Origin of the sequence: Salinicola sp. JS01, assembly GCF_030284585.1 — a bacterium.
Classification (GTDB): domain Bacteria; phylum Pseudomonadota; class Gammaproteobacteria; order Pseudomonadales; family Halomonadaceae; genus Salinicola.
This window is the reverse complement of the sequence record NZ_CP127244.1, coordinates 1,476,916-1,498,960: the sequence shown is the minus strand read 5'-3', so window position 1 is coordinate 1,498,960 and position 22,045 is coordinate 1,476,916. Positions and strand designations below refer to the sequence as shown.

Below are 22,045 nucleotides of genomic sequence, written 5' to 3'. Positions count from 1 at the left end.
GGCCGCGGCGGCGTCCATCGCAGCGCCGGCCGGCATCGCGCGCCCCTACCTGCCGCAGCGGGTCTGGGGTATGCTTGTGGGCCTGAAAATCGACGCCGGCCCCGCACTTTCCGTCTCTTCAGAGTATAGCTTTTCGCGGGACGCCTGGCGCTCTCTCACGCCGAACGCAAGGTGCATGACCGAACCGATGGACGCCCACTACAACCCGCAAGCGATCGAACGCGCCGCACAGCAATTCTGGAACGAGCATCAGAGCTTCAAGGCGAGCGAGGATCTGACTCGCGAGAAATACTACTGCCTGTCGATGTTCCCCTACCCCAGCGGCAAGCTGCACATGGGTCACGTGCGCAACTACACCATCGGTGACGTGGTCAGCCGCTTCCAGCGCATGCGTGGCAAGAACGTGCTGCAGCCGATGGGCTGGGACGCTTTCGGCATGCCGGCGGAGAACGCCGCGATCAACAACGGCGTGGCGCCGGGCAAGTGGACCTACGCCAACATCGACTACATGCGCAGTCAGCTCAAGGCGCTGGGGTTCGCCTACGACTGGGACCGTGAATTCGCCACCTGCGACGTCGACTACTACCGCTGGGAGCAGTGGTTCTTCGCCAAGCTGGTGGAGAAAGGCGTGGTCTACAAGAAGATGTCCACGGTCAACTGGGACCCGGTCGATCAGACCGTGCTCGCCAACGAGCAGGTGATCGACGGCCGCGGCTGGCGCTCCGGTGCACGGGTCGAGCGCAAGGAGATCCCGCTGTGGTTTTTGAAGATCACCGACTACGCCGATGAGCTGCTGGCCGACCTCGACAAGGTCGAGTGGCCGGAGCAGGTCAAGACCATGCAGCGCAACTGGATCGGCAAGTCGCGCGGTGTGGAGCTCACCTTCGACGTGGCCGGCGAGAGCCTCGCCGATGACCTGCGCGCGCTCGACGTCTACACCACCCGCCCCGACACCCTGTTCGGCGTCACCTATGTGGCGGTCGCCGCCGGCCACCCGCTGGCCAAGCACGCCGCCAAGGGCGACCCCGCTCTGGCCGAGTTCCTGATCGAGTGCCAGCAGGGCGGCAACTCCGAGGCGGAGCTGGCGACCATGGAGAAGCGCGGCCGCGACACCGGGCTGCGCGCGATCCACCCGCTCACCGGCCAGGAAGTACCGATCTTCGTCGCCAACTTCGTGCTGATGGAGTACGGCACCGGAGCGGTGATGGCGGTGCCGGCCCACGACCAGCGCGACTGGGAGTTCGCCACCAAGTACGACCTGGCGCTGGCGCCGGTGATCGCCGACGCCGACGGTCAGGCCCCCGATCTGAGCCAGGGCGCCTACGTCGAGCATGGCCGTCTGATCAACTCCGGCGAATTCGACGGTCTCGAGTTCGAAGCGGCGTTCGACGCCATTGCCGCGCGCCTGGAAGCCCAGGGCCGCGGTAAGGTCAAGATCAACTATCGCCTGCGCGACTGGGGCGTGGCGCGCCAGCGCTACTGGGGCGCACCGATCCCGGTCAAGTACGGCCCCGAGGGCCAGACCGTACCGCTCACCGATGCCGAACTGCCGGTGGCGCTGCCGCTGGAAGTCGAAGTCGACGCCTCGGGCTCGCCGCTCAAGAAGATGCCGGCGTTCTACGACCTGGGCGACGGCTGGACCCGCGAAACCGATACCTTCGACACCTTCATGGAGTCCTCCTGGTACTACGCGCGCTTCTGCTGCGCCGACAACCCGGAGGCGATGCTCGATGAGCGCGCCGACTACTGGCTGCCGGTGGATCTCTACATCGGCGGTATCGAGCACGCCATCCTGCACCTGCTCTACGCCCGCTTCTTCCACAAGCTGATGCGCGACGAGGGCCTGGTCGGCAGCGACGAGCCGTTCCAGCGCCTGCTCACCCAGGGCATGGTGATCGCCGAGACCTTCTACCGCGAGTCCGCCAACGGCGCCAAGCAGTGGTTCAATCCGGCCGATGTCGAAGTCGACCGTGACGACAAGGGCCGGCCGCTGCGCGCGCGCCTCAGCAGCGACGGCGAGCCGGTGGAGATGGGTGGCATCGAGAAGATGTCGAAGTCGAAGAACAACGGCGTCGACCCGCAGGCGATGATCGATCGCTTCGGCGCCGACACCGTGCGCCTGTTCATGATGTTCGCGGCACCGCCGGAACAGTCGCTGGAGTGGTCCGACTCCGGCGTCGAGGGCGCCCACCGCTTCCTCAAGCGGCTCTGGAAGCTCACCGCCGACCACCTGGCCGCCGGCACTCCGGCCACGCTCGAGGTGGCCGCGCTCGACGACGCCGCGGTCGATCTGCGTCGCAAGACCCACGAGACGATCGCCAAGGCGGGCGACGACATCGGCCGCCGCACCACCTTCAATACCGCCATCGCCGCGGTCATGGAGCTGACCAACGCCCTCGGCCGCTACGCCGACACCTCGCCCCAGGGCCTGGCCGTGGCGCGCGAAGCGCTCGAGGCATGCGTGCTGCTGCTGGCGCCGATCACCCCGCACACCTGCCACGCCCTGTGGCAGGCCCTCGGCCACGCCGACCCGGTGATCGACGCGACCTGGCCGGAGGTCGACGAGCAGGCGCTGGTCAAGGCCAGCATCGAACTCGCGGTGCAGGTCAACGGCAAGCTGCGGGCGCGTCTCGAAGTACCCGCCGAGGCCGACAAGGCAGCCATCGAAGCCCAGGCCATGGCGGCGGAGAACGTCCAGCGCCATATCGAAGGCAAGAGCGTACGCAAGGTGATCGTGGTGCCGGGCAAGCTGGTCAATATCGTCGCCAACTGAGCCCCGTGTCCGCGCAACCCGAACCAGCGGGCGGATGGGATCATCCGCCCCCGGCGGCGCCCTGGTGGCGCCGCTCTCGACAAGGAGTTACCTGATGATGCGTCGCCCCGTAGTGATCGGCCTGATGGCGTTGGCACTGACCACGCTGGCTGGCTGCGGCTTCCAGCTCCGCGGCCTCGGCCAGACCGAACTACCCTTCTCCGACATCGCGCTCAGCGCCAATGTCTCGCCGTTCAGTGAAACCGTGCGCCAGCGGCTCCGGAGCGCAGGAACCAGGATCGACGATAGCGCCGACCTGCGTCTCAATCTGGGCGACGAGCAGATCAACGACCGCCGCCTGACCCGCGCCGACTCCGGCAGCCGTGAAACCGAGATCACCCTCACCGCGCCCTTCTCGGTCCAGCGTGTCAGCGACGGCGCCTACCTACTGAGCCAGCAGCAGCTCGAAACCTCGGCCACGGTCCTGCTCTCGGACAATAACCTCTACGCCAGTGACGAGATGCGCAAGCAGACGGTCGAGCGCCTACGTCGCGAAGCCGCCGACCAGTTGCTCGAACGCCTGGCCGCCCTCGACACGCCGTGAAGGTTCTCAGGTCACGAAGGTTTTTAGTTCATGAAGGTCTTTCCCGACAAACTGGAGGCAGCGCTGGCCAAGCGCCTGCCCCCGGTGGTTCTGGTCTCCGGTGACGAACCGCTGATTCACATGGAGGCGTGCGACGCGGTGCGCCGGGTCGCCCGCGAGCGCGGCATCGAAGAGCGCGAGGTGCTCCACGTCGAGTCGGGCTTTCAGTGGACCCAACTGCTGGAGTCGGCGGCGAGCCTGTCACTGTTCGCCTCGAGCAAGCTGATCGAAGTGCGGCTTGGCGGCCAGTCACCGGGCCAGGAGGGTGGCAAAGCGCTGGAGGCCTATGCCGACAAGGCCGGCGACAGCGACAACGTGTTGCTGCTCAGCGCCCAGCGCCTGGATCGCAAGGCACAGTCGAGCAAGTGGTTCAAGGCGCTCGACAAGATCGGCCTGTTCGTGCCGGTGTGGCCGGTGGATCATCAGCGGCTGGGCTTCTGGATGCGCGATCGTGCCACGCGCCACGGGCTGAATCTCGACATGGACGCGGCGCGCCTGCTCGGCGAGCGCACAGAGGGCAATCTGCTCGCCGCCGATCAGGAGCTGCAGAAGCTGGCGCTGCTGATGCCGCCCAACGCCCGGCTGACGCTCGAGTCGATCGCCAGCGGCGTCGAGAGCAGCGCGCGCTACGATGTCTTCACCCTCACCGACGCCTGCCTGCGCGGCGAGCGCGAGCGCGTCGCACGCATCGTCGGGGGCCTGCGTGAAGAGGGCATCGAAGCACCCGTGGTACTGTGGTCGTTGACCCGTGAGCTGCGCATCCTGCTGTCGATCTTCCAGCATCTCGATCAGGGCCAGAGCCTCGACCACGCCTGCAAGGCGCAGCGCCCGATGATTCCCGAAAAGCGCCGCCCCGGCTATCAGCAGGCGCTCAATCGTCTGCCGCTGCGGCGGCTGCACAAGCTGTTGCTATTCTCCCAGCGCATCGATCTGGCGATCAAGGGCGCGCTGACGCTACCGGTGTGGGACTGTCTGCAGGATCTGGCGCTGACGCTGGCCGGCGGCCGCGGCCTGCTGGCAGAGATGCCCCACGCCTATCGCATCGGCTGATCCTCAGCCTTCAGCGACCGCCGCCTAGCGCTCGTTTTCGATGGCATTCTTCCAACGTCATTGCGATTGACGCCACGACCGAGCGCTACCCCCGCTCGGCTAGCGGCGCGACCGGCTTCTGCTACCTTGGCTGTAAGCACTCGCGCCGCGGAAGGCGTGACGACTCACTGGCTCGAGGAACATCCCCATGACGACGCTACCGCTCTGGTGTCTGCTGATCACCGCCCTGCTCCCCTTCTGGCTCGCCTTCTGGGGCAGCAGCGTACGGCGGCGCGCGCCCGGCGGGCTCGACAACCATCATCCGCGCCAGCAGTACGCCACCCTGGAAGGCAAGGGCGCACGCCTGTGGGCCGCCCAGCAGAACGCCTGGGAGGCGCTGGCGCTGTTCACCGCGGCGGTGGTCGCCTATGGCTACGCCGGCGGTGGGGGCTGGCTGGGCAGCGCCGCCTGCGTGGTGTTCGTGCTCGCACGGGTCGCCCATGGCGTGTGCTATGCCCTGGACCTGGCGACGCTGCGCTCGACGGTGTTTATCGTCGCCTTTCTCGCGGCGCTGTGCCTGTTCGCCCTGGCGCTCCTGTAAGCGCTGCGGCCAGGGCGCGGTTCAAGTTTCAGCCCATGGCGTCGATAAGATTCGGGTTAAGGACGAGTGTTCCTTGCCAGACACCGAGATTCATAGCTCATGCCCATCGACGACGACGCTCCCTTCGGCCGGACTTCCGGCGAGGCGCTGCCAGCCACGCAGGAGACCGACCTCTGCACGGCCCCGGCGTCGAACGGTCAGGAGGCGTCAGGTGGCTGGCCGCTGGATGCGCTGACGATACTCGGCCTGGTCCCCTGGCACTGGGCGCTCCCGGATACCTTCTTCCGGCTGCTCTCGTCGGGCGTCGCGCATGACGCGCCGCCGCTCCAGCTGAACTTCCGGGAGCTGCTGCGCCCGATGGCGCCCGCGCAGCGCCAGCGCCTAGTGCATCAATGGCGACGTCTTATCTGCGGCCTCGACGACCGCTTCGACCTCACCCTGCAGCCCGATCGCCATCGACCCGAGCTGCGCTGGCGAATCCGCGGCGCGGTCACACTGCGCAGCGCAGAGGGCTACCCGCTGGCTGCCGTCGGTGTGCGGGAAGTGGTGGCCGAGGACAACGTCTGCGATATCGGCAGTCGCGTGCGCGCGCATGCGTTCGTCGCCTCCCGCGATCCGATGCTGGTGGTCGGCGAGCGGTGGCAGATTCTCGAGGCCAACGACGCCTTTCTCGAACTGGGTAGCCGGCCGCTCAGCGACATCCTGGGCCATCCGCTCAGCCGTTATGTCAGCGCCAACGCGCTCTCCGGGCCGCCAGCCACGGCGGTCAGTCGTGAGCGCAGTCACCACCACGAAGGGATGTTCGACGCCGGCGGCGGCGATGCCATCCCCGTCGAGCTGACGCTGAGCGACTTCACCCTCGGCGACAGCCAGCAGGTACACTACATCGCCGTACTGCGCGACATCTCGGCCCGCAAGCGCTCGGAGCGCGAGCTGGAGCATCTGGCGAGTATCGACACTCTGACCCAGTTGCCCAACCGCGCCACCCTGCAGTACGCATTGAATCGGCAGTTACGCCAGATCTCGCCGATCCATGCCCTGGCGGTGCTGTTCATCGATCTCGACGGCTTCAAGCACATCAATGACTCGCTCGGCCATCAGGCCGGCGACACCCTGCTGCGGATCATGGTCAAGCGTCTGCGCGCTACCTTGCGCAGCCGCGATCTGATTGCGCGCTGGGGCGGTGACGAGTTCGTGGTGGTGATCGACGTAGGCAGCGATCGCCAGCTGGCCCCGCGGATCACCCGGCGCCTGCTGGAAGTCCTGGCCCAGCCGATGGTGATCGGCAGTCATCAGATCAGCGTCACCGCCAGCATCGGCATCGTCCACGCGCCATTCGACGGCAAGGACAGCGAGACCCTGCTCAAGCACGCCGACGTTGCCATGTACGCGGCCAAGGACAAAGGCAAGAACGGCTTTGCGATCTATCACGCCCAGCTCAAGCATCACGATCTGGAAAAGATGTCGATGCTATCGCTGCTACGCGATGCGATCGCCCAGGAGACCCTCGACTTCCTGGTCCAGCCCAAGTTCGATCAGCACAGCCGGATCGTCGGCGCCGAGCTGCTGGCCCGCTGGCATAGCGAGAGCCATGGTCAGGTGCCGCCGAGCATCTTCGTGCCCCTGGCCGAGCACAACGGTATGGCCAGCGCCCTCGGCACCCTGGCGATCGAGCACGCAGCGCGTGGCGCCGCACGGCTGGCGGCCAGCGGCCACCCTATTCCCGTCGCGGTCAATATCTCGGCGCTGCACGTGATGGACGAAACGCTGCCGGAAACCCTGCGCAGCGCCTGCCGCCGCCACGCCATTCCCACCGAGCTGATCGAGCTGGAGGTGACCGAATCGGTCTTTCTGGAGAATACCCGGGCCCCCGAGGCGCGCATCGAGGAGCTGCGCCGCCAGGGCTTTCGCGTGGCCATGGATGACTTCGGCGCCGGCTACTCGTCGCTGGGCTATCTCAAGCGCCTGCCGTTCGACACCATCAAGATCGACCGCAGTTTCCTCAGCGACCTGGAGGCCGACCCGCGTTCGCGCCACCTGCTCGAAGGGATCGTGGGGCTGTGCGACCTGCTCGGCATGGAGACCATCGCCGAGGGGGTCGAGACCCAGGCCCAGTGGCAGCTACTGCAGGCACTGGGCATCAAGCAGTACCAAGGCTTCTTCCTGGGCCGGCCGATGCCCATGGCGGCCCTGCTGGAGCGTCTCGGTGCCTGTGCCGAGGACGCTGGCCGCGCACCCAAGGGCAGGCTAAGGTAGGGCTCCATTCGCTGCCCGAGAGCGCCCTATGTCGCTGACGCTGAGTCTGGTCGCCCCAGCCTCGTTCACCGCCCCCGAGCTACTGGATCGAGCCGCCAGCGCGCTGGCCGAGCTGGATATCCGCGTGCGTTTCCCGCCGCAGCTACAGATGCGCTGCCGCTATCTCGCCGGGGACGTGGCTCACCGCCTGGCGGTGCTGCAGGCCGCCTACGCCGACCCCGACACCGACGCGGTGTGGGCCGTGCGCGGCGGCTACGGTTGCGCCCATCTGGCCACCGAGATCGACTGGTCGCGCCTGCCGCCCAAACCTTTGATCGGCTATTCCGATCTCAGCGTGCTGCTGAGTCAGTGCCAACGCCACGGCTTGCCGGCGATCCACGGCCCGGTGATGAAAGAGGGGCTCAAGCTGGTGGCCGACGAGCCGGCGGTACGCAGCGCCAGCCGCCGCGACCTGGAGGCGCTCAAGGGCCTGCTGCAGGGCGAAGCGCCCCCCAGCGTGGCGCTGACCGCGATCACCGCGGCACCTGACCACCGCAGCAGCGGCCCGCTGGTGGGAGGGAACCTGGCGGTACTGGCGAGCGTAGCCGGCACGCCGCTGGCGTTTCGCGCACCGCCGGGCGCCATCGTGATCCTCGAGGATGTCGGTGAGCCCTACTATCGGCTTGAGCGCGATCTATGGCAGTTGGCTCAATCCGGCGCCCTCGACGCGGCGAGCGCGGTCTGCCTGGGCACCTTCGAAGGCTGCGAGCCTTACGCCGGTCTGCGCCTCGAGACGCTGTTCGAGACCTGGCTCACGCCGCGCGGCATCCCTCTGTTCAGCGGCCTGCCTATCGGCCACGGTCGCGACAACCTGCCCTGGCGCTATGGCGCGCCGGCCAGCATCGTCGACTCACGCCTGCACTTCTTGGCCTGAGAGCTGAACGCCGTGCACAAAAACACACGGCGCCACCCGAAGGATGGCGCCGTGTGCCGGTGACGCGGTGACCACAGACCTCAGTCAGTCACGCTTATAGGTTCCGACCAGCCGGCTCATGCCCAGAATGTGCGGCTCCAGCGCATCGAGCAGTTCTCGTTGTGTCAGGCCCTCGGGCAGGTCGGTCAGGGTATCCAGCGCCAGCACCCAGAAGTAGTACTGGTGCACGCCGTGGCCCTCGGGCGGCATGGGGCCGCCATAGCCAATCGCCCCGCCATCGTTGACGCCGGCGGTGCCTTCTCGGGTGTCTTCCGAAAGCGACGTCACGTCCGCCGGAAGATTGTAGAGCAGCCAGTGCACGTAGCCGTAGCTGCCATCCTTGACCAGCGGCGCATCCGGGTCGTGGCAGATCACCGCGAACCCTTGGGTACCCGCCGGCGCATCCCGCCAGCTCAGGGCCGGGGAGAGATCGTCGCCTTCCGCCGAGTGGCGCTTGGGGATGGGCGCGTTAGCCGCGAAGGCACTACTTTCTACGTGCATGCTCGACGGTGCAAAAGGCATAGGTTGCTCTCCTGAAAAGCGATGGACGGTGACGCCAGCGCGTCTGCTCGTGCATTAGAGGTGGTGGCGCCAGCGTGAGATTCAACCCGGCATGGACGCACGCAGCCACTGACGCAGCACCCCACCAAGTATGACGCCGGCAGCTCGCGGACGCGAGCTGCCGGCGTCGGCTGCCGTAGCGAGAAACGCGACGGCGGATTCAAACCCCCTCGCGTTCAGAACACGGTGCGATCAGAGCCGTTCGAACACCGTCGCCACGCCCTGCCCCATGCCGATACACATGGTCGCAAGCCCCAGCTTGGTATCCTTCTGGCGCATCACGTTGAGCAGCGTGGTGCAGATGCGCGCGCCGGAACAGCCCAGCGGGTGGCCGAGGGCGATGGCACCGCCGTTGAGATTGACCGCCTCGTCGAGGCGATCGAGCAGGCCGAGATCCTTGAGCACCGGGATCGACTGTGCGGCGAAGGCTTCGTTGAGCTCGACCGTCTGGATATCGGCGATCTTGAGCCCGGCGGCCTTGAGCGCCTTCTGCGACGCCGGCACCGGGCCATAGCCCATGATCGAGGCGTCGCAGCCGGCCACGCCGGTGGAGACGACCTTGGCCAGCGGCTCGAGCCCCAGCGACTTGGCGCGTTCGTAGCTCATCACCATCAGCGCCGAGGCGCCCACCGACAGCGCCGATGAAGTCGCCGCGGTGACGGTACCGTTCTTGGGGTCGAACACCGGCTTGAGCGAGGCCATCTGCTCGAGGCTGGCGTCCTCGCGCACCACCTCGTCATGCTTGACCAGCATGCGGAACCCCTGCTGATCGTGCCCCTCGATCGGCACGATCTCGTTGTCGAACCAGCCCTGCCGGTTGGCCTCACTGGCGCGCTGGTGCGAGCGCAGTCCGAACTCGTCCTGCTGCTCGCGGGTGACGCCGTGCATCTTGCCCAGCAGTTCGGCGGTAAGCCCCATCATCATCGCCGCCTTGGCGGCGTGCTTGCTCGCCCCCGGGTTGACGTCGACACCGTGGGTCATGGGGACGTGCTCCATGTGCTCGACGCCGCCGATCAGGTAGCAGTCGCCCATGTCGGCGCGAATGTTGGCCACCGCGATGTGCAGCGCGCTCATCGACGAGCCGCACAGCCGGTTGACCGTCTGCGCCGGCACCGAGCGCGGAATGCCGGTGAGGATCGCCGCATTGCGGGCGATGTTCATCGACTGCTCCAGGGTCTGGTTGACGCAGCCCCAGATCACGTCGTCGACCCCCGCCGGATCGAGCCCGGCGTTACGTGTGAACAGCGCCTGCATCACCGCCGCGGAGAGATTCTCCGCGCGCACGTTGCGGAAGGCGCCATGCTTGGCCTTGGCCATGGGAGAGCGAACGGCATCGACCACCACGGCATCTCTTGCATGCAAACTCATAACGTTGACTCCGGTTGGTGGTGAAATCAGGCGTCGCCGCCGGCCTCGGCGTAGAAGCGCTCGCCCCGGCTGGCCATCTCGCGCAGGCGCTCGGTGGGCGCGTAGAGTGCGCCGAGTTCCGCCGCCAGCCGCTCGGCCAGGGCGACGAACTCAGCGCAGCCCATGGCATCGATATAGCGCAGGGCACCACCGCGGAACGGCGGGAAGCCAATGCCGTAGATCAGTGCCATGTCGGCCTCGGCGGGAGAGCCGACGATGCCCTCTTCGAGACAGCGCACGGTCTCCAGACACAGCGGCACCATCATGCGCGCAATGATCTCGTCGTCGTCGAGCTCGCGTGTCTCGCGCTTGACCTCGGCCACCAGCCGGTGGGCCTCGTCGTCATGGAGCTTCTTGGGCTTGCCCTTCTTGTCCTCTTCGTAACGGTAGAAGCCCTGGCCGTTCTTCTGCCCCAGGCGCTGGTTGTCGAGCATGACCTGAATCGCCGACTTGCCATCCTGCCCCATGCGCTCGGGGAAACCTTCGGCCATCACTTCGCTGGCGTGAACCGCGGTATCGATGCCGACCACGTCGAGCAGATAGGCCGGCCCCATAGGCCACCCGAAACGCTCCATGATCTTGTCGGCGCGCTCGAAGTCGACACCCAGCTCGACCAGGCGGCTGAAGCCGCCGAAATAGGGGAACAGCACCCGGTTGACCAGGAAGCCGGGGCAGTCGTTGACCACGATCGGGGTCTTCCCCATCTGGCGGGCATAGGCGACCGTAGCCGCCACCGCCGCATCCGAAGTGTGCTCGCCGCGGATCACTTCGACCAGCGGCATGCGGTGCACCGGGTTGAAGAAATGCATGCCGCAGAAGTTCTGCGGCCGCGACAGGTTGGCCGCCAGGCGGTCGATGGAGATGGTCGAGGTGTTGGAAGCAAGGATGGTCTCCTCGCCCACTGCCGCCTCGACCTCCTTGAGCACTGCGCCCTTGATCTTGGGATTCTCGACCACCGCCTCGACCACCAGGTCAACCTCGCCGAAATCACCATAGGAGAGCGTCGGGCGAATGTTACTCAGCACCTCGGCCAGGCGCGTCTGGCTCAGCTTGCCGCGCTCGAGCTGCTTGGTCAGCAGCTTGCGCGCCTCTTTCAGCCCCAGCTCCAGCGCCTCGGACTTGATGTCCTTCATCAGGATCGGCGTGCCCTTGTAGGCACTCTGGTAAGCGATGCCGCCGCCCATGATGCCGGCACCCAGCACCGCGGTCTGGGCTACCGTTTTGGCGTCGCGCTCGTACTGCTTGGCGCGCTTCTTGACCAACTGATCGTTGAGGAACAGCCCCACCAGGTTGTAGCAGACATCGGTCTTGGCCAGCTTGGCGAAGGCGTTGGCCTCGATCTGCTGGGCCCGCTCGCGCTCTTCGCCGGCGCCCTTCTGGATCACCCGGATCGCCTCTACCGGCGCCGGATAGTGGGGGCCGGCCTTGCCGGCGACATAACCCTTGGCGGTCTCGAAAGCCATCATCTGCTCGACCGCGTTGAGCTTGAGCGGGCCCTTCTTCTCGGCGCGCCGCGCCTGATAGTCGAGATCGCCGGCGCGAGCCTTGGTGAGCACGTCACGCGCGGCGTCCAGCAATTGATCACCGGATACCACAGCGTCCACAGCGCCCACCTTGAACGCAGTGGCGGCGTCGTTCTGGCTGCCACCAGCGATCCACTCCACCGCGTTGTCGGCACCGATCAGGCGCGGCAGGCGCACGCAGCCCCCCAGCCAGGCACGATCCCAAGCTTGGTCTCGGGCAGGCCGATCTGGGCGCTCTCCGCCATGACCCGGAAGTCGGTGGTCAGGCAGAGTTCGCAGCCGCCGCCGAGGGCCAGGCCGTTGATCGCGGTGACGCTGGGAAAGGCGAGATCCTCGATGCGATTGAACAGCGCATGGATCTGCATATTCATGTCGACCAGGAAGGTTTCGTCCTTGGCGAACATGGCGTGGAACTCGGTGATGTCGGCACCGACCACGAAGACGTCCTTGGCGCTGGCGATCACCAGCCCTGCGACGTCGCTTTCGCGCTCCAGCGCCGTCACCGCTTCCTGCAGCTCCGCGATCACCTGCGACGAGAGCTTGTTGATCGATTCCGCCTTGAGATCGAGCGTGAGGACGACGACGTTGTCCGCCTCCCGCGCCATCCGAATGGCATCGCCTTGATAGAGCATGGGATTCTCCGTGCCATGGCTGCGAAACCACCTCCGGGATCAGCCCCGAAAGCGAATCATACGAGCGTTTGAATAGCACCAGCTTGAGCCGCGCCGAGGGCAGCGTCAAGCTCAACCAAAGTCGCGACCGATGCCTGGCTGCGACTAGAATGACGCCCCAACGGCCTTTCGTCTCTCAGCGTAGGCCAAGTGATTCGACGCACCCCATCGGATAGGCACAACGAGGACGTTTTCATCGTGATCGACAAGGAGGTCGCAGTCCCCGCCAGGCTCGCCTGGCTGGAGCCACTCATCGCTCGGCTGCAGCGCTATCTGTGGCTGTGGCCACCCATCGCTTTCGTACTCGGCCTGCTGGGGTTCTTCCTGGTCAACCGCCAGCAGTGGCTGGGCGCCGTGCTGGCGATCGGGCTGTTGCTGACCTGGCTGTTGCTGATCGTCGAGAGCGTGGCCAGCCGCTGGCTCTCGCGGCGCGGCAGGCAGTCGGGGCTTCCCCGCGCGGTGACCACCTTCATCACCCAGATGGTGCACCAGGAAACGCTGTTCTTCTGCCTGCCCTTCTTCCTGGCAACCACGATCTGGGCCAGCGGCCAGGCGCTGTTCACCGGCCTGCTGGTGGGCTGCGCGCTGCTGGCGATTCTCGATCCGCTCTACTTCGGCCTCTCCCAGCGTCACCGCTGGCTCTACTTTCTGCTCCACTCGCTGTGCGTGTTCGTGGTCATGCTGGTGACACTACCGATCATGTTCAGCCTGACCACCGGTGAAAGCCTGGTGCTGGCGATCGCCGCCATGACCTTCTTCAGCCTGCCCAGCCTGATCGGCCTGCTGCGCCCCGCGGGCGCGGTGCGCTGGCTGGCGATGTTCGGCCTGCTGATCCTGCTCGGCGGCATCGCCTGGAGCGGACGCGCCTGGATCCCGCCGGCGACGCTGTGGCTTTCGGGCAGCGCGCTCTCGCCGGGCTTCGACACCGCCGCCCGCACGCCGCGTGGCGAGATGGTGCTGACGCCGGAGAACCTGCGCGCTCGCGGCCTCTACGCCTACACCGCGATTCGTGCCCCGCGCGGCCTGCGCGAGAAGATCTACCACGTCTGGCGCCACGACGGCCGAGTGGTGGAGCGTATCGCCCTGATCATCCACGGCGGACGCGACCAGGGCTACCGCGCCTGGACCCACAAGCAGAATTTCAGCGGCGATGTCAGCGGGCGCTGGCAGATCGACGTCACCACCGCGGTCGGTCAGCGTATCGGTACCCTGCGTTTCACGGTGGCCGACGACGCCGACGCCACCCGCGCCGACGGGCGTATCCATCGGCCCCCGGGCATTCCCGGCTGGAACATTCGCCATCTGCTCGGCAGCCGCGGCGAGTGACCGCAGCCGCCACGACTTGCATTATCCTGCGGCGCTTTGGAGAATGTTAGGACGTTCACGATTTTAGGTAATCCGCTATGCCGCAACATATCGGCTTCAAACTGGCGCGCCTTCCACGACTCTGGCGTGCCGTCATCGATGAACGCTTGGCGCCGCTGGGACTGACCCAGACCCGCTGGGTGACGCTCTACAATCTGCGCCGCATGGGCGGCGGCCAGGCCCAGTGCGACCTCGCCCGGGCGATCGGCGTCGAGGCGCCTTCACTGGTGCGCACGCTCGACCAGCTGGCCGAGCAGAATCTGATCGAGCGCCGCCCCTGCGCCGAAGATCGCCGTACCAAACGCCTGCACCTCACCGAAGAGGCGGCGCCGCTGCTGGAGCAGATCGAGGCGATCGTGGACGAGGTGCGCGACGAGATGCTGGCCGGTTTCAGCGCCGAAGAGATGGATACCTTCGAGAGCATGCTCGATCGCATCGAGAAGAACGGCGTGGCGCTGCAGCGCCAGTCGGAGCAGAACCGGGCCGGCTGAGCCCGCCTTTCAACTCGGCCGGGCGGGCGGTGGCGCCGGGTTGCCGCTGCCTGCGAGGGTATCGCGCATCGCTTGCCAGCTCGGCCATTCGCGCTCGAAGCGCGCCAGTTCCACCGCCTCCTGCCACCAGACGCACAGCGTGTGCTGATGCGACTCGACCGCCAGCGCATCTTCCGGCAGCGTTTCGAGCCACGCCTCGAGCGCGTTCAGGCGCTCGGTATCGAGCGAGGGCAGCGGCGCCTGCCGCCAGCGCCAGCCCGCTGCCGCCGGGGCCAGCGCATCGCTGCCGACCCGGTCCCTGACCAGGGTGAAGTCGCTACCGGTGAGCGTGCCGGGATAACGCAGCCGATAGCCGGTCAATGGGAGATCGGGCTGCGCCAGCGGCGCCTTGGCGAACGATAGCTCGCCGCCGTTGCCCTTGGCGTGCCGCCGCAGGCGCCCACGCACCGACTCCGCCCGGCTCGGGCGCAACCACATCATCGGCGACAGCATCAACAGCACCGCCACCAGCAGAAATCCCAGTACTGCCATACCACCTATTCTCCCCAATATCTGTTCCCGCCACCCCGACTGCGGGATTTCGGTCGTGTTTACAAAGCGTTGCGCCCAGCGCTGGCATGAACGATGATCGGCTGCGGCAGCACGTCGCGGCCTGCGCGCGTCGCCGCCGTTGTACGCCCAATGGACCCAGCTTAGAGTGGGTATTGTCATTCGCCGGATGGGGGGTTCACCCATGAGCAACGAATATCACCACGTGCTGGTCGCTGTAGACCTCACCAAGGATTCGCATAAGGTGCTCGAGCGCGCGATCCCGATTGCTCGCCGCAATCAGGCCAAGCTCTCGATCATGCACACGCTGGAACCGCTCGGCTTTGCCTACGGCGGTGACATTCCGATGGATCTGACCAGCATTCAGGACCAGTTGGACGAGCACGCCACCCAGCGTCTGGGCGACATCGCCGATCCCTACGACATTCCGCGCGAGGATCAGCACATCGTGATCGGCATGCCCGATACCGAGATCCAGCGCTTTGCCAAGGATCACGATGTCGATCTGATCGTGGTCGGCTCCCACGGCCGTCACGGCTTCGCGCTGCTGCTGGGCTCCACCTCCACCGGCGTGCTGCATGGCGCAGAGTGCGATGTGCTCGCGGTGCGCGTGGGCAAGGATGGCGAAAGCGCCGAGTAACCCGGTACCCCGCCCATCGCGCCACGGCGCGCGATGGGCCTCTCGACATCGAGGCTTCAGCTCTCTCCTTCGCTTCAGCTCTCTCCTTCCGCCATGGCCTCAAGCGCCATCCAGCGCTCCATCGCCGCGTCCAGCTCCGCCTGAGTCTGCGCCAGCGCTTCCAGCGTGGCAGTGACCTGGCTGCTCTCCTGCTGATAGAAGGTCGGGTCGCTCATGCGCGTCTCGAACTCGGCCACGCGGGTCTCCAGCGCTTCGATCGTCGCCGGCAGCGCATCTAGCTCGCGCTGCAGCTTGTAGGAGAGTTTCTGGCGGCGCTTCTCCGGTGCCGCGGGGGCTGCCGGCTGACTCTCGCCCTGCGCGGCGTCTCTCGCCTTGCCAGCCTCGGCGTCCACCGGGGCCGCCGGCTGCTCCCAGGGCGCCGGCGGCAGCTTGCCGCCCTGGCGCACCCAGTCGCTGTAGCCGCCGACGTATTCACGCACCACCCCATCGCCTTCGAACGCCAGCACGCCGGTGACCACGTTGTCCATGAAGGCGCGGTCGTGGGAGACCAGTAGCAGCGTGCCGTCGAAGTCCAGGAGCAGCTCCTCGAGCAGCTCCAGCGTTTCGACATCGAGATCGTTGGTGGGCTCATCGAGCACCAGCACATTGGCCGGCTGGGTGAACAGCTTGGCCAGCAGCAGGCGGTTGGACTCCCCGCCCGAGAGTGCGCGCACCGGCTGGCGCGCCCGCTCCGGGGTGAACAGGAAGTCCTGCAGGTAGCTGATGACGTGCTTGTCCTTGCCGCCGACGCTGACCTTGTCGCTGCCCTGGGCGACGTTGTCGTAGACGCTCTTGTCGAGCTCGAGCCCCGCGCGCAGCTGATCGAAGTAGGCCACGCTCAGGTTGGTACCCAGCCGTACCTCGCCGGCGCTCGGGGTCAGCTCGCCGAGCAGGATCTTGAGCAGAGTGGTCTTGCCGGCGCCGTTGCGTCCGATCAGCCCGATGCGGTCGCCGCGCTGAATCTCCAGCGACAGATCACGAATGACGATGCCGTCGCCCCCGCGCGCCTCGGCGTAGCCGTGGGTAACGCCCTTCAGCTCGACCACGCGCTTGCCGCTGCGCTCGCCGCTGTCCACCTGGAACGACGCCTTGCCGGTGCGCTCGCGCCGCTGGGCGCGCTCGTCGCGCATTTTCTCGAGCGCACGCACGCGCCCTTCGTTGCGCGTACGCCGAGCCTTGATGCCCTGACGGATCCAGCTCTCCTCCTGGGCCAGCTTCTTGTCGAACTCGGCACGCTCGCGCGCCTCGACCTCGAGTTCATGCGCCTTCTGCGCCTGATAGGTGGCATAGTCGCCGGGATAGCGTCCCAGACGCCCGCGATCCAGCTCGAGAATGGCGGTCGCCAGCCGCGACAGGAAGGCGCGGTCGTGGGTAATGAACAGCACCGCGCCCTCGAAGGCCAGCAGTTGGGTTTCGAGCCAGGCGATGGTGTCGATGTCGAGGTGGTTGGTGGGCTCGTCGAGCAGCAGCAGATCGGGGCCGGCGACCATCGCCCGGGCCAGCGCCACACGCCGCCGCCAGCCGCCGGAAAGATCGCTCATCAGGGTAGCTGCCGGCAGGCCCAGCCGGGTCAGCACGGTGTCGATACGCTGATGGAAGGACCAGCCGTCGAGCGCCTCGAGACGGGTCTGCAGCGTTTCCAGGCGGCGCATGTCGGGCTCGGCCTGGGCCACCAGCTGGTGATACTCGGTCAACAGGGCACCGGTCTCCGGCAGCCCCTGGGCCACGACCTCGAAGATCGTCGCCTGATCGGCGTCCGGCAGCGCCTGCTCGAGCACCCCGATCTTGAGCCCCGGCGCGCGCCAGACTTGGCCGTCGTCGGCCTGATTGTCGCCGGCGATCAGTCTCAGGAGGGTCGACTTGCCGGTACCGTTGCGGCCGACCAGCGCCAGACGCTCGCCCTTCTCGATGACCAGGTCGGCGCCATCCAGCAGGCTGTGGTGCCCGTAGGCGAGTTGCAGTTGTTCCAGGCGAAGCAGGGCCACGTTGATCCTCTCGGTGGTGATGCATGCATGATCGCCGGCCATTGTACCCTGCCGGGACGGCTGCACCGATAGCAGGCTGCACTCGCGGGGCCGGCGTTCTACAATGGGCGGCTTCGAAACACCCACCGCAAAGGAGTGCCGCTTGAGCGACACGCCCCCCGATGCCCTGTCCGCCGCCGACTCGCCGCTCCCCGAAGCGCTGCGCCTCTCCGCCCCCGCGGCACTGGTCGACATCGGCGCCAACCTCACCCACGAGAGCTTCGCCTCAGATCTGCCGGCAGTACTCGCCCGGGCCGAGGCGGCCAACGTGCGCGCCCTGGTCGTGACCGGCGCCGACCCCGATGGTTCCGAGCGTGCCTGCGAGCTGAGCCAGTGCTACCCCAACCTGTGGGCCACCGCCGGCGTACATCCGCACCACGCCGCCGACTGGGATGCCGCGCTGGAGCGTCGTATGCGCGAACTGCACGCCCAGCCCCGGGTGGTGGCAGTGGGCGAATGCGGGCTCGACTTCAATCGCAATTTTTCCTCGCCGGCGGAACAGGTGCGGGCCTTCGAGGCGCAGTTGGCGCTGGCCGCGGAGTCCGGGCTGCCGCTGTTCCTCCACGAGCGTGACGCCGGCCGACGCATGCTGGAGATGCTGCACGAGTGGCGCCACCGCTTGAGCGACGCGGTGATCCACTGCTTCACCGGTGAACGCGATATCCTCTACGGCTATCTCGACCTCGATCTGCACATCGGCCAGACCGGCTGGCTGAGCGACGAGCGTCGCGGCCACCATCTGCGTGAGTTCATTGCCGAGGTGCCCGCCGAACGCCTGATGGTGGAGACCGACTGCCCCTATCTGCTACCGCGCAACCTGCCGGCCAAGATCAAGGGCCGTCGCCACGAGCCGGCTCTGCTACCTTGGATAGTGAGGGAGCTGGCGCGCTGGCGCGGCGAAGACGAGGAGACGCTGGCCCGCGTCACCAGCCGGACCGCCAGCCGCTTCTTCCGTCTGCAGGAGACTTTCGAGCCATGAGCGAATTTCCCGGTTTCATTGCCGTGGAGACCGGCGATGACAACGCCATACCGCTGGCGATCGCCTGGGCGTTGCCCAACGGCCAGGTCAAGCACACGCTGATCCAGCCCGATGATGACTGGCTCGACGAGGAGCTGCTCTCGCTCGGTGGCTACGGTCTGGACGAGCTGCGCCAGTTCGGCGTGAGCCCGCTGGACGTGCTGCGCGAGCTGGAGAACGACCACTTCAGCCAGACGCTCTATACCGCCGGCGTGCAGGATGACGAAGCGGCGCTGTCGCGAATGTTCGACGACTTCGGCGTCGACCCGTTCGTCGAACTGGCACCGGCGGAGATTCTCTACCCGGATCTATCGCCCGGCGAGTGGTCGCGCGCCCGTGGCGAGCTTTTCGGCGAGCTGGGGCTGGAGCCGCTGCGCCCGGAGCACGAAGTCCAGGTGATGCTCTATCTGCACCAGCGCCTGACCCAGGGTTGATGGCTGCGGCTGGCAGCGGTGATCAAGCGCTGGTGAGCACCGCTGCCAGCCGCGCACGACCGGCAGTGATCGCCACGTCACGCGTCTCGCCTCGACGGTAGAACGCCCGCAGCGTGGCGGCGAAAGCCTCGGCACGCGGCGGCAAGCCCTGATCACGATAGCGCTCGGCGCGTGCCGCGACCTTGGCGGCGAAGGCCTGGCGGTCGACGGCGACGCCATCGAGATTGTCCACGCTGACCTCGAAGGGCTTGGCGCAGGCCTCGCATAGCAGCCGCTCCAGCGCCTGCGGGGCGACCTCGACCTGTTCGAACACCGCCTGCTGGTCGGCATCGCGGCCATCCGGTTCGTACCAGTAGCCGTAATCCTCCAACTGGCGCCGCGCCGTGCCGGCGATGCACCAGTGGCTCACCTCGTGCAGGGCGCTGGCGAAAAAACCGTGGGCGAAGACGATACGGTGATAGCCGACATCGCCACCGGCGGGCAGATAGATCGGCTCGTCGCCGCCCTTGACCAGACGCGTATTGAAGGTGTCGGCGAAGACCCCATCGAATAGCGCCATGACATCGTCGATTGCGTGCACCATGACTCCTCCTGGACCGGCCGGCAGTATACGTAAGTCCATGCCCGGCGCCGAGCATCCCCCAGCGACTCCTGCTAATATTCCCGCCCTGTCCGTCCGGTCAAGGAGCGAGCCGTGTCGACCCTACCCCGCCTGCCGCGCTGGCGTCGCGAAACGGCGGCGCTGCTGCGTCTGAGTCTGCCGATCTGCGGCGCCCAGCTGGCTCAGTCCGGCATGAGCGCTGCCGATGTGATCATGTCCGGGCGGGCCAGCGCCACCGACCTAGCGGCGGTCTCGGTCGGGGCCAGCCTGTGGGTGCCGATGATGCTGCTGATGACCGGGACGCTGATGGGTCTGACACCGCTGGTGGCCCATCAGATGGGTGCCGGCCGGCCCCAGCACGTGCGCGCCAAGGTGCACCAGGCGCTGTGGGTCGCACTGGTATTCGGCTGCCTCGCAGCCCTCATCCTCGGGCTGGGCTCGAGTCTGGTGTTCCGCTGGATGCAGGTGCCCACCGAGGTCGCGGCCCTGGCCACCGACTATCTCGGTGCCGTCGCCTGGGGGATTCCGGCGGTCGCGCTCTACCAGGCGCTGCGCGCCTTCTCCGACGGCATGCATCACACGCGCCCGGCGCTGTGGATCAGCCTGATCGGGCTGGCGGTCAACGTGCCCAGCAACTACCTGCTGATCTACGGCGGCCCGGGGCTGGTCGAACTGCTGGGTAGCGGCGTGCCCGCGCCGCTGCAGCAATTGCCGGCGCTGGGCGCGCTGGGCTGCGGCATCGCCACCGCACTGTCGATGTGGTCAATGTGTCTGGGCATGGCCTGGTACACCCGCCGCAGCCGCGCTTACGCCCCGGTAGTGATCTGGACCGCGCCGACCGCGCCGCGTCTGAGAGAGATCGGCGAGCTACTCTATATCGGTCTGCCCATCGGGCTGGCGATCTTTTTCGAGGTCACGCTGTTCACCGTGATCACCCTGCTGGTGGCCTATCTCGGTGAAGTCACCGTCGCCGCCCACCAGATCGCGCTCAACGTCACCTCGATCCTGTTCATGCTGCCGCTGTCGCTGAGCATGGCGCTGACGGTACGGGTCAGCAACCGGATGGGGGCCGGCGACCCGGGGAAGCCCGCTTCGTGGCCTGGAACGGGGTGGCCGTGGGTCTGCTGCTGGCGCTGTTCAACTGCGCCGTACTGTGGCTGCTGGCGCGTCCCATCGTCACCCTCTACAGCGCCGATAGCGCCGTGCAGTCACTGGCGCTTTCGCTGATTCTGCTGGCGATGCTGTTCCAGGTCTCGGACTCACTGCAGGTCAATCTGGCGGGTGCGCTGCGCGGCTATAAGGACACCCGGGTGGTGATGGGCATCACCCTGATCGCCTACTGGATCATCGGGCTGGGCGTGGGGCATACCCTGGGGCGTGGCCTGGCAGGAATCCCAGAGCTGGGCATCTATGGCTACTGGATCGGCCTCAACGCGGGCCTGACCGCAGCCGCCCTGATGCTGGGCTGGCGTCTGCTGGCCAAGGGCCGCACATCGCGCCAGGTCGCACACGACGCTGGAAAATCGACAGCCGGGGCTTAACACCCCGGCAGAGGCTATGCTAATAGTGACCTCAAGCCTTCATGACAGTGGTCGTATGTCGTGACAGTAGCTATAGATGATAGATAAGTGATAGACAGACAAGGGGTAGCGAGCAGATCTTAGACAGTGGCGTGACGCGGTAACCAGCCACACGAGGCAACAGCGAGTGATATAACCACAGCGGCTGCAGGTGGTTCCGAGGCCCAAGCCGACCGATTGCCGACCAGGAGGGTAGCCATGGGAAGCCAACTTTCCCCCCGCTCCGCGCAGATCATCGATCTCGAGACCATGAGGCACCGGCTAAGGGCAAGAAAGCGGCTGGTCAGATTGTCGCCCGAGCTCGACGGGCTGGAAATGCTCTACTATCTCGCGTCCGAGCCCGACACCCTTTATGCCATGCCGCTGCTGGCCTGGGGGCTACGTGAGGATGGCGAAGTAGTGGGACTGGTGCCGTGGATGGAGAGTCTCAGCGCCTGCCACGAACTCGATGACCCGGAGTACGGTCATTTCGTCGGCTACCGCGACCCCGAAACGCGGGAGATCTTCCACCTCGCCCCGGAGCACAAGATCGCCGAACTCGAGCATGCCGCGGCCTATTTCGACTATGAAGAGACGCCGGACATCTCCTTGACCCAGCAACTGCCGGAGACCCAAGGCACCCACGCCCTGTGCATGGACAGCGATGGGCGTCCCTGGCAGTTGAAGCAGATCGTCGCCTGGCACCTTTACAGCGACGGTAGCGTCGATGCCATGCTGGTCGACGATAACCGCGTCGCCTCGCTACCGGTGCTGCCGGGGGATGACTGCCTTTATCCCGGGCGTAGCCGGCACGAGACCCTCTATTTCTTCCAGCGCTATATCGCCAATCGTATTCGCAACGAAGACCCGGACACGCTGGAAGCGCTGGCACTGATGGTGATGCCGGGCAGTTGAGCCCGGCCGTTCACG

17 protein-coding genes and 2 pseudogenes are annotated in these 22,045 nt (G+C 66.7%); 13 read left to right on the top strand and 6 right to left on the bottom strand.

Annotated elements, in window-relative coordinates:
* Nucleotides 1–187 precede the first annotated feature (187 nt).
* From leuS to QO259_RS06795, 6 genes are all read left to right on the top strand, one after another.
* Entirely contained in the window at nt 188–2,773 is a 2,586-nt protein-coding gene (leuS, locus tag QO259_RS06820) for a leucine--tRNA ligase (protein ID WP_285952744.1), read from the top strand.
* 94 nt (nt 2,774–2,867) lie between these two features.
* A complete protein-coding gene (locus QO259_RS06815; RefSeq protein ID WP_285952263.1) occupies nt 2,868–3,356 on the top strand; it encodes an LPS-assembly lipoprotein LptE in 489 nt (162 codons plus the stop codon).
* 30 nt (nt 3,357–3,386) lie between these two features.
* Complete coding sequence (gene holA, locus QO259_RS06810; RefSeq protein ID WP_285952262.1) at nt 3,387–4,445, top strand: DNA polymerase III subunit delta; 1,059 nt, start codon at nt 3,387–3,389, stop codon at nt 4,443–4,445.
* Nucleotides 4,446–4,632: 187 nt separating this feature from the next.
* Nucleotides 4,633–5,025 carry an MAPEG family protein gene (locus QO259_RS06805; protein ID WP_207034670.1) on the top strand — a complete coding sequence of 131 codons (393 nt, stop codon included), beginning with the start codon at nt 4,633–4,635 and terminating at the stop codon, nt 5,023–5,025.
* 99 nt (nt 5,026–5,124) lie between these two features.
* Complete coding sequence (locus tag QO259_RS06800) at nt 5,125–7,281, top strand: putative bifunctional diguanylate cyclase/phosphodiesterase (RefSeq protein WP_285952261.1); 2,157 nt, start codon at nt 5,125–5,127, stop codon at nt 7,279–7,281.
* Nucleotides 7,282–7,309: 28 nt separating this feature from the next.
* Nucleotides 7,310–8,194, top strand: coding sequence for a S66 peptidase family protein (locus tag QO259_RS06795; protein WP_285952260.1), 885 nt, complete (start codon nt 7,310–7,312; stop codon nt 8,192–8,194).
* 84 nt (nt 8,195–8,278) lie between these two features.
* Here QO259_RS06795 and QO259_RS06790 read toward each other — a convergent pair whose 3' ends face one another.
* The 3 genes and pseudogenes from QO259_RS06790 to fadB form a co-directional block, all read right to left on the bottom strand.
* Nucleotides 8,279–8,755 (bottom strand): YbhB/YbcL family Raf kinase inhibitor-like protein, encoded by a 477-nt coding sequence (locus tag QO259_RS06790; RefSeq protein ID WP_285952259.1) that lies wholly within the window; start codon nt 8,753–8,755, stop codon nt 8,279–8,281.
* A gap of 231 nt (nt 8,756–8,986) precedes the next feature.
* Nucleotides 8,987–10,162, bottom strand: a complete 1,176-nt coding sequence (fadA, locus tag QO259_RS06785) for an acetyl-CoA C-acyltransferase FadA (protein ID WP_285952258.1) — start codon at nt 10,160–10,162, stop codon at nt 8,987–8,989.
* Between the two features lie 26 nt (nt 10,163–10,188).
* Nucleotides 10,189–12,356: pseudogene (gene fadB, locus QO259_RS06780) on the bottom strand (fatty acid oxidation complex subunit alpha FadB).
* 237 nt (nt 12,357–12,593) lie between these two features.
* Between fadB and QO259_RS06775 the strand changes: the two are divergent.
* The gene (locus QO259_RS06775; RefSeq protein WP_233076918.1) at nt 12,594–13,721 is read left to right on the top strand and encodes a DUF5924 family protein; all 1,128 of its coding nucleotides are present in this window, start codon (nt 12,594–12,596) and stop codon (nt 13,719–13,721) included.
* A gap of 77 nt (nt 13,722–13,798) precedes the next feature.
* Complete coding sequence (gene slyA, locus QO259_RS06770) at nt 13,799–14,251, top strand: transcriptional regulator SlyA (protein WP_207034682.1); 453 nt, start codon at nt 13,799–13,801, stop codon at nt 14,249–14,251.
* Between the two features lie 9 nt (nt 14,252–14,260).
* Here slyA and QO259_RS06765 read toward each other — a convergent pair whose 3' ends face one another.
* On the bottom strand, nt 14,261–14,782 hold the full coding sequence (locus tag QO259_RS06765; protein WP_285952257.1) for a preprotein translocase subunit YajC: 522 nt from the start codon (nt 14,780–14,782) through the stop codon (nt 14,261–14,263).
* A 202-nt stretch (nt 14,783–14,984) separates the two neighbouring features.
* Here QO259_RS06765 and QO259_RS06760 point away from each other — a divergent pair, with 202 nt between their 5' ends.
* On the top strand, nt 14,985–15,440 hold the full coding sequence (locus QO259_RS06760) for a universal stress protein (protein ID WP_207034686.1): 456 nt from the start codon (nt 14,985–14,987) through the stop codon (nt 15,438–15,440).
* A gap of 74 nt (nt 15,441–15,514) precedes the next feature.
* Here the strand turns inward: QO259_RS06760 and QO259_RS06755 are convergent, their stop codons facing one another.
* The gene (locus QO259_RS06755; RefSeq protein WP_285952256.1) at nt 15,515–17,464 is read right to left on the bottom strand and encodes an ATP-binding cassette domain-containing protein; all 1,950 of its coding nucleotides are present in this window, start codon (nt 17,462–17,464) and stop codon (nt 15,515–15,517) included.
* 142 nt (nt 17,465–17,606) lie between these two features.
* On the opposite strand from QO259_RS06755, the gene QO259_RS06750 reads away from it, so the two are divergent.
* Nucleotides 17,607–18,482: a TatD family hydrolase gene (locus tag QO259_RS06750; RefSeq protein WP_285952255.1), complete on the top strand. Its 876-nt coding sequence runs from the start codon at nt 17,607–17,609 to the stop codon at nt 18,480–18,482.
* Nucleotides 18,479–18,955, top strand: coding sequence for a hypothetical protein (locus tag QO259_RS06745; RefSeq protein WP_207034692.1), 477 nt, complete (start codon nt 18,479–18,481; stop codon nt 18,953–18,955). Before QO259_RS06750 ends, QO259_RS06745 begins: the two co-directional genes overlap by 4 nt.
* 22 nt (nt 18,956–18,977) lie before the next feature.
* Here QO259_RS06745 and QO259_RS06740 read toward each other — a convergent pair whose 3' ends face one another.
* Nucleotides 18,978–19,538 (bottom strand): elongation factor P hydroxylase, encoded by a 561-nt coding sequence (locus tag QO259_RS06740; protein WP_285952254.1) that lies wholly within the window; start codon nt 19,536–19,538, stop codon nt 18,978–18,980.
* Nucleotides 19,539–19,649: 111 nt separating this feature from the next.
* Between QO259_RS06740 and QO259_RS06735 the strand changes: the two are divergent.
* Both QO259_RS06735 and QO259_RS06730 read left to right on the top strand, forming a co-directional pair.
* Nucleotides 19,650–21,097: pseudogene (locus tag QO259_RS06735) on the top strand (MATE family efflux transporter).
* A gap of 237 nt (nt 21,098–21,334) precedes the next feature.
* Nucleotides 21,335–22,030, top strand: coding sequence for a hypothetical protein (locus tag QO259_RS06730; RefSeq protein WP_285952253.1), 696 nt, complete (start codon nt 21,335–21,337; stop codon nt 22,028–22,030).
* Nucleotides 22,031–22,045 lie beyond the last annotated feature (15 nt).

Excerpts from the sequence above, each read along its gene's own strand:
- slyA (WP_207034682.1), top strand. The coding sequence starts at position 13,799 with ATGCCGCAACATATCGGCTTCAAACTGGCGCGCCTTCCACGACTCTGG.
- QO259_RS06740 (WP_285952254.1), bottom strand. The coding sequence starts at position 19,538 with ATGGTGCACGCAATCGACGATGTCATGGCGCTATTCGATGGGGTCTTC.
- QO259_RS06765 (WP_285952257.1), bottom strand. The coding sequence starts at position 14,782 with ATGGCAGTACTGGGATTTCTGCTGGTGGCGGTGCTGTTGATGCTGTCG.
- leuS (WP_285952744.1), top strand. The coding sequence starts at position 188 with ATGGACGCCCACTACAACCCGCAAGCGATCGAACGCGCCGCACAGCAA.
- holA (WP_285952262.1), top strand. The coding sequence starts at position 3,387 with ATGAAGGTCTTTCCCGACAAACTGGAGGCAGCGCTGGCCAAGCGCCTG.
- fadA (WP_285952258.1), bottom strand. The coding sequence starts at position 10,162 with ATGAGTTTGCATGCAAGAGATGCCGTGGTGGTCGATGCCGTTCGCTCT.
- QO259_RS06790 (WP_285952259.1), bottom strand. The coding sequence starts at position 8,755 with ATGCCTTTTGCACCGTCGAGCATGCACGTAGAAAGTAGTGCCTTCGCG.
- QO259_RS06800 (WP_285952261.1), top strand. The coding sequence starts at position 5,125 with ATGCCCATCGACGACGACGCTCCCTTCGGCCGGACTTCCGGCGAGGCG.
- QO259_RS06730 (WP_285952253.1), top strand. The coding sequence starts at position 21,335 with ATGGGAAGCCAACTTTCCCCCCGCTCCGCGCAGATCATCGATCTCGAG.
- QO259_RS06745 (WP_207034692.1), top strand. The coding sequence starts at position 18,479 with ATGAGCGAATTTCCCGGTTTCATTGCCGTGGAGACCGGCGATGACAAC.
- QO259_RS06795 (WP_285952260.1), top strand. The coding sequence starts at position 7,310 with ATGTCGCTGACGCTGAGTCTGGTCGCCCCAGCCTCGTTCACCGCCCCC.
- QO259_RS06805 (WP_207034670.1), top strand. The coding sequence starts at position 4,633 with ATGACGACGCTACCGCTCTGGTGTCTGCTGATCACCGCCCTGCTCCCC.
- QO259_RS06815 (WP_285952263.1), top strand. The coding sequence starts at position 2,868 with ATGATGCGTCGCCCCGTAGTGATCGGCCTGATGGCGTTGGCACTGACC.
- QO259_RS06760 (WP_207034686.1), top strand. The coding sequence starts at position 14,985 with ATGAGCAACGAATATCACCACGTGCTGGTCGCTGTAGACCTCACCAAG.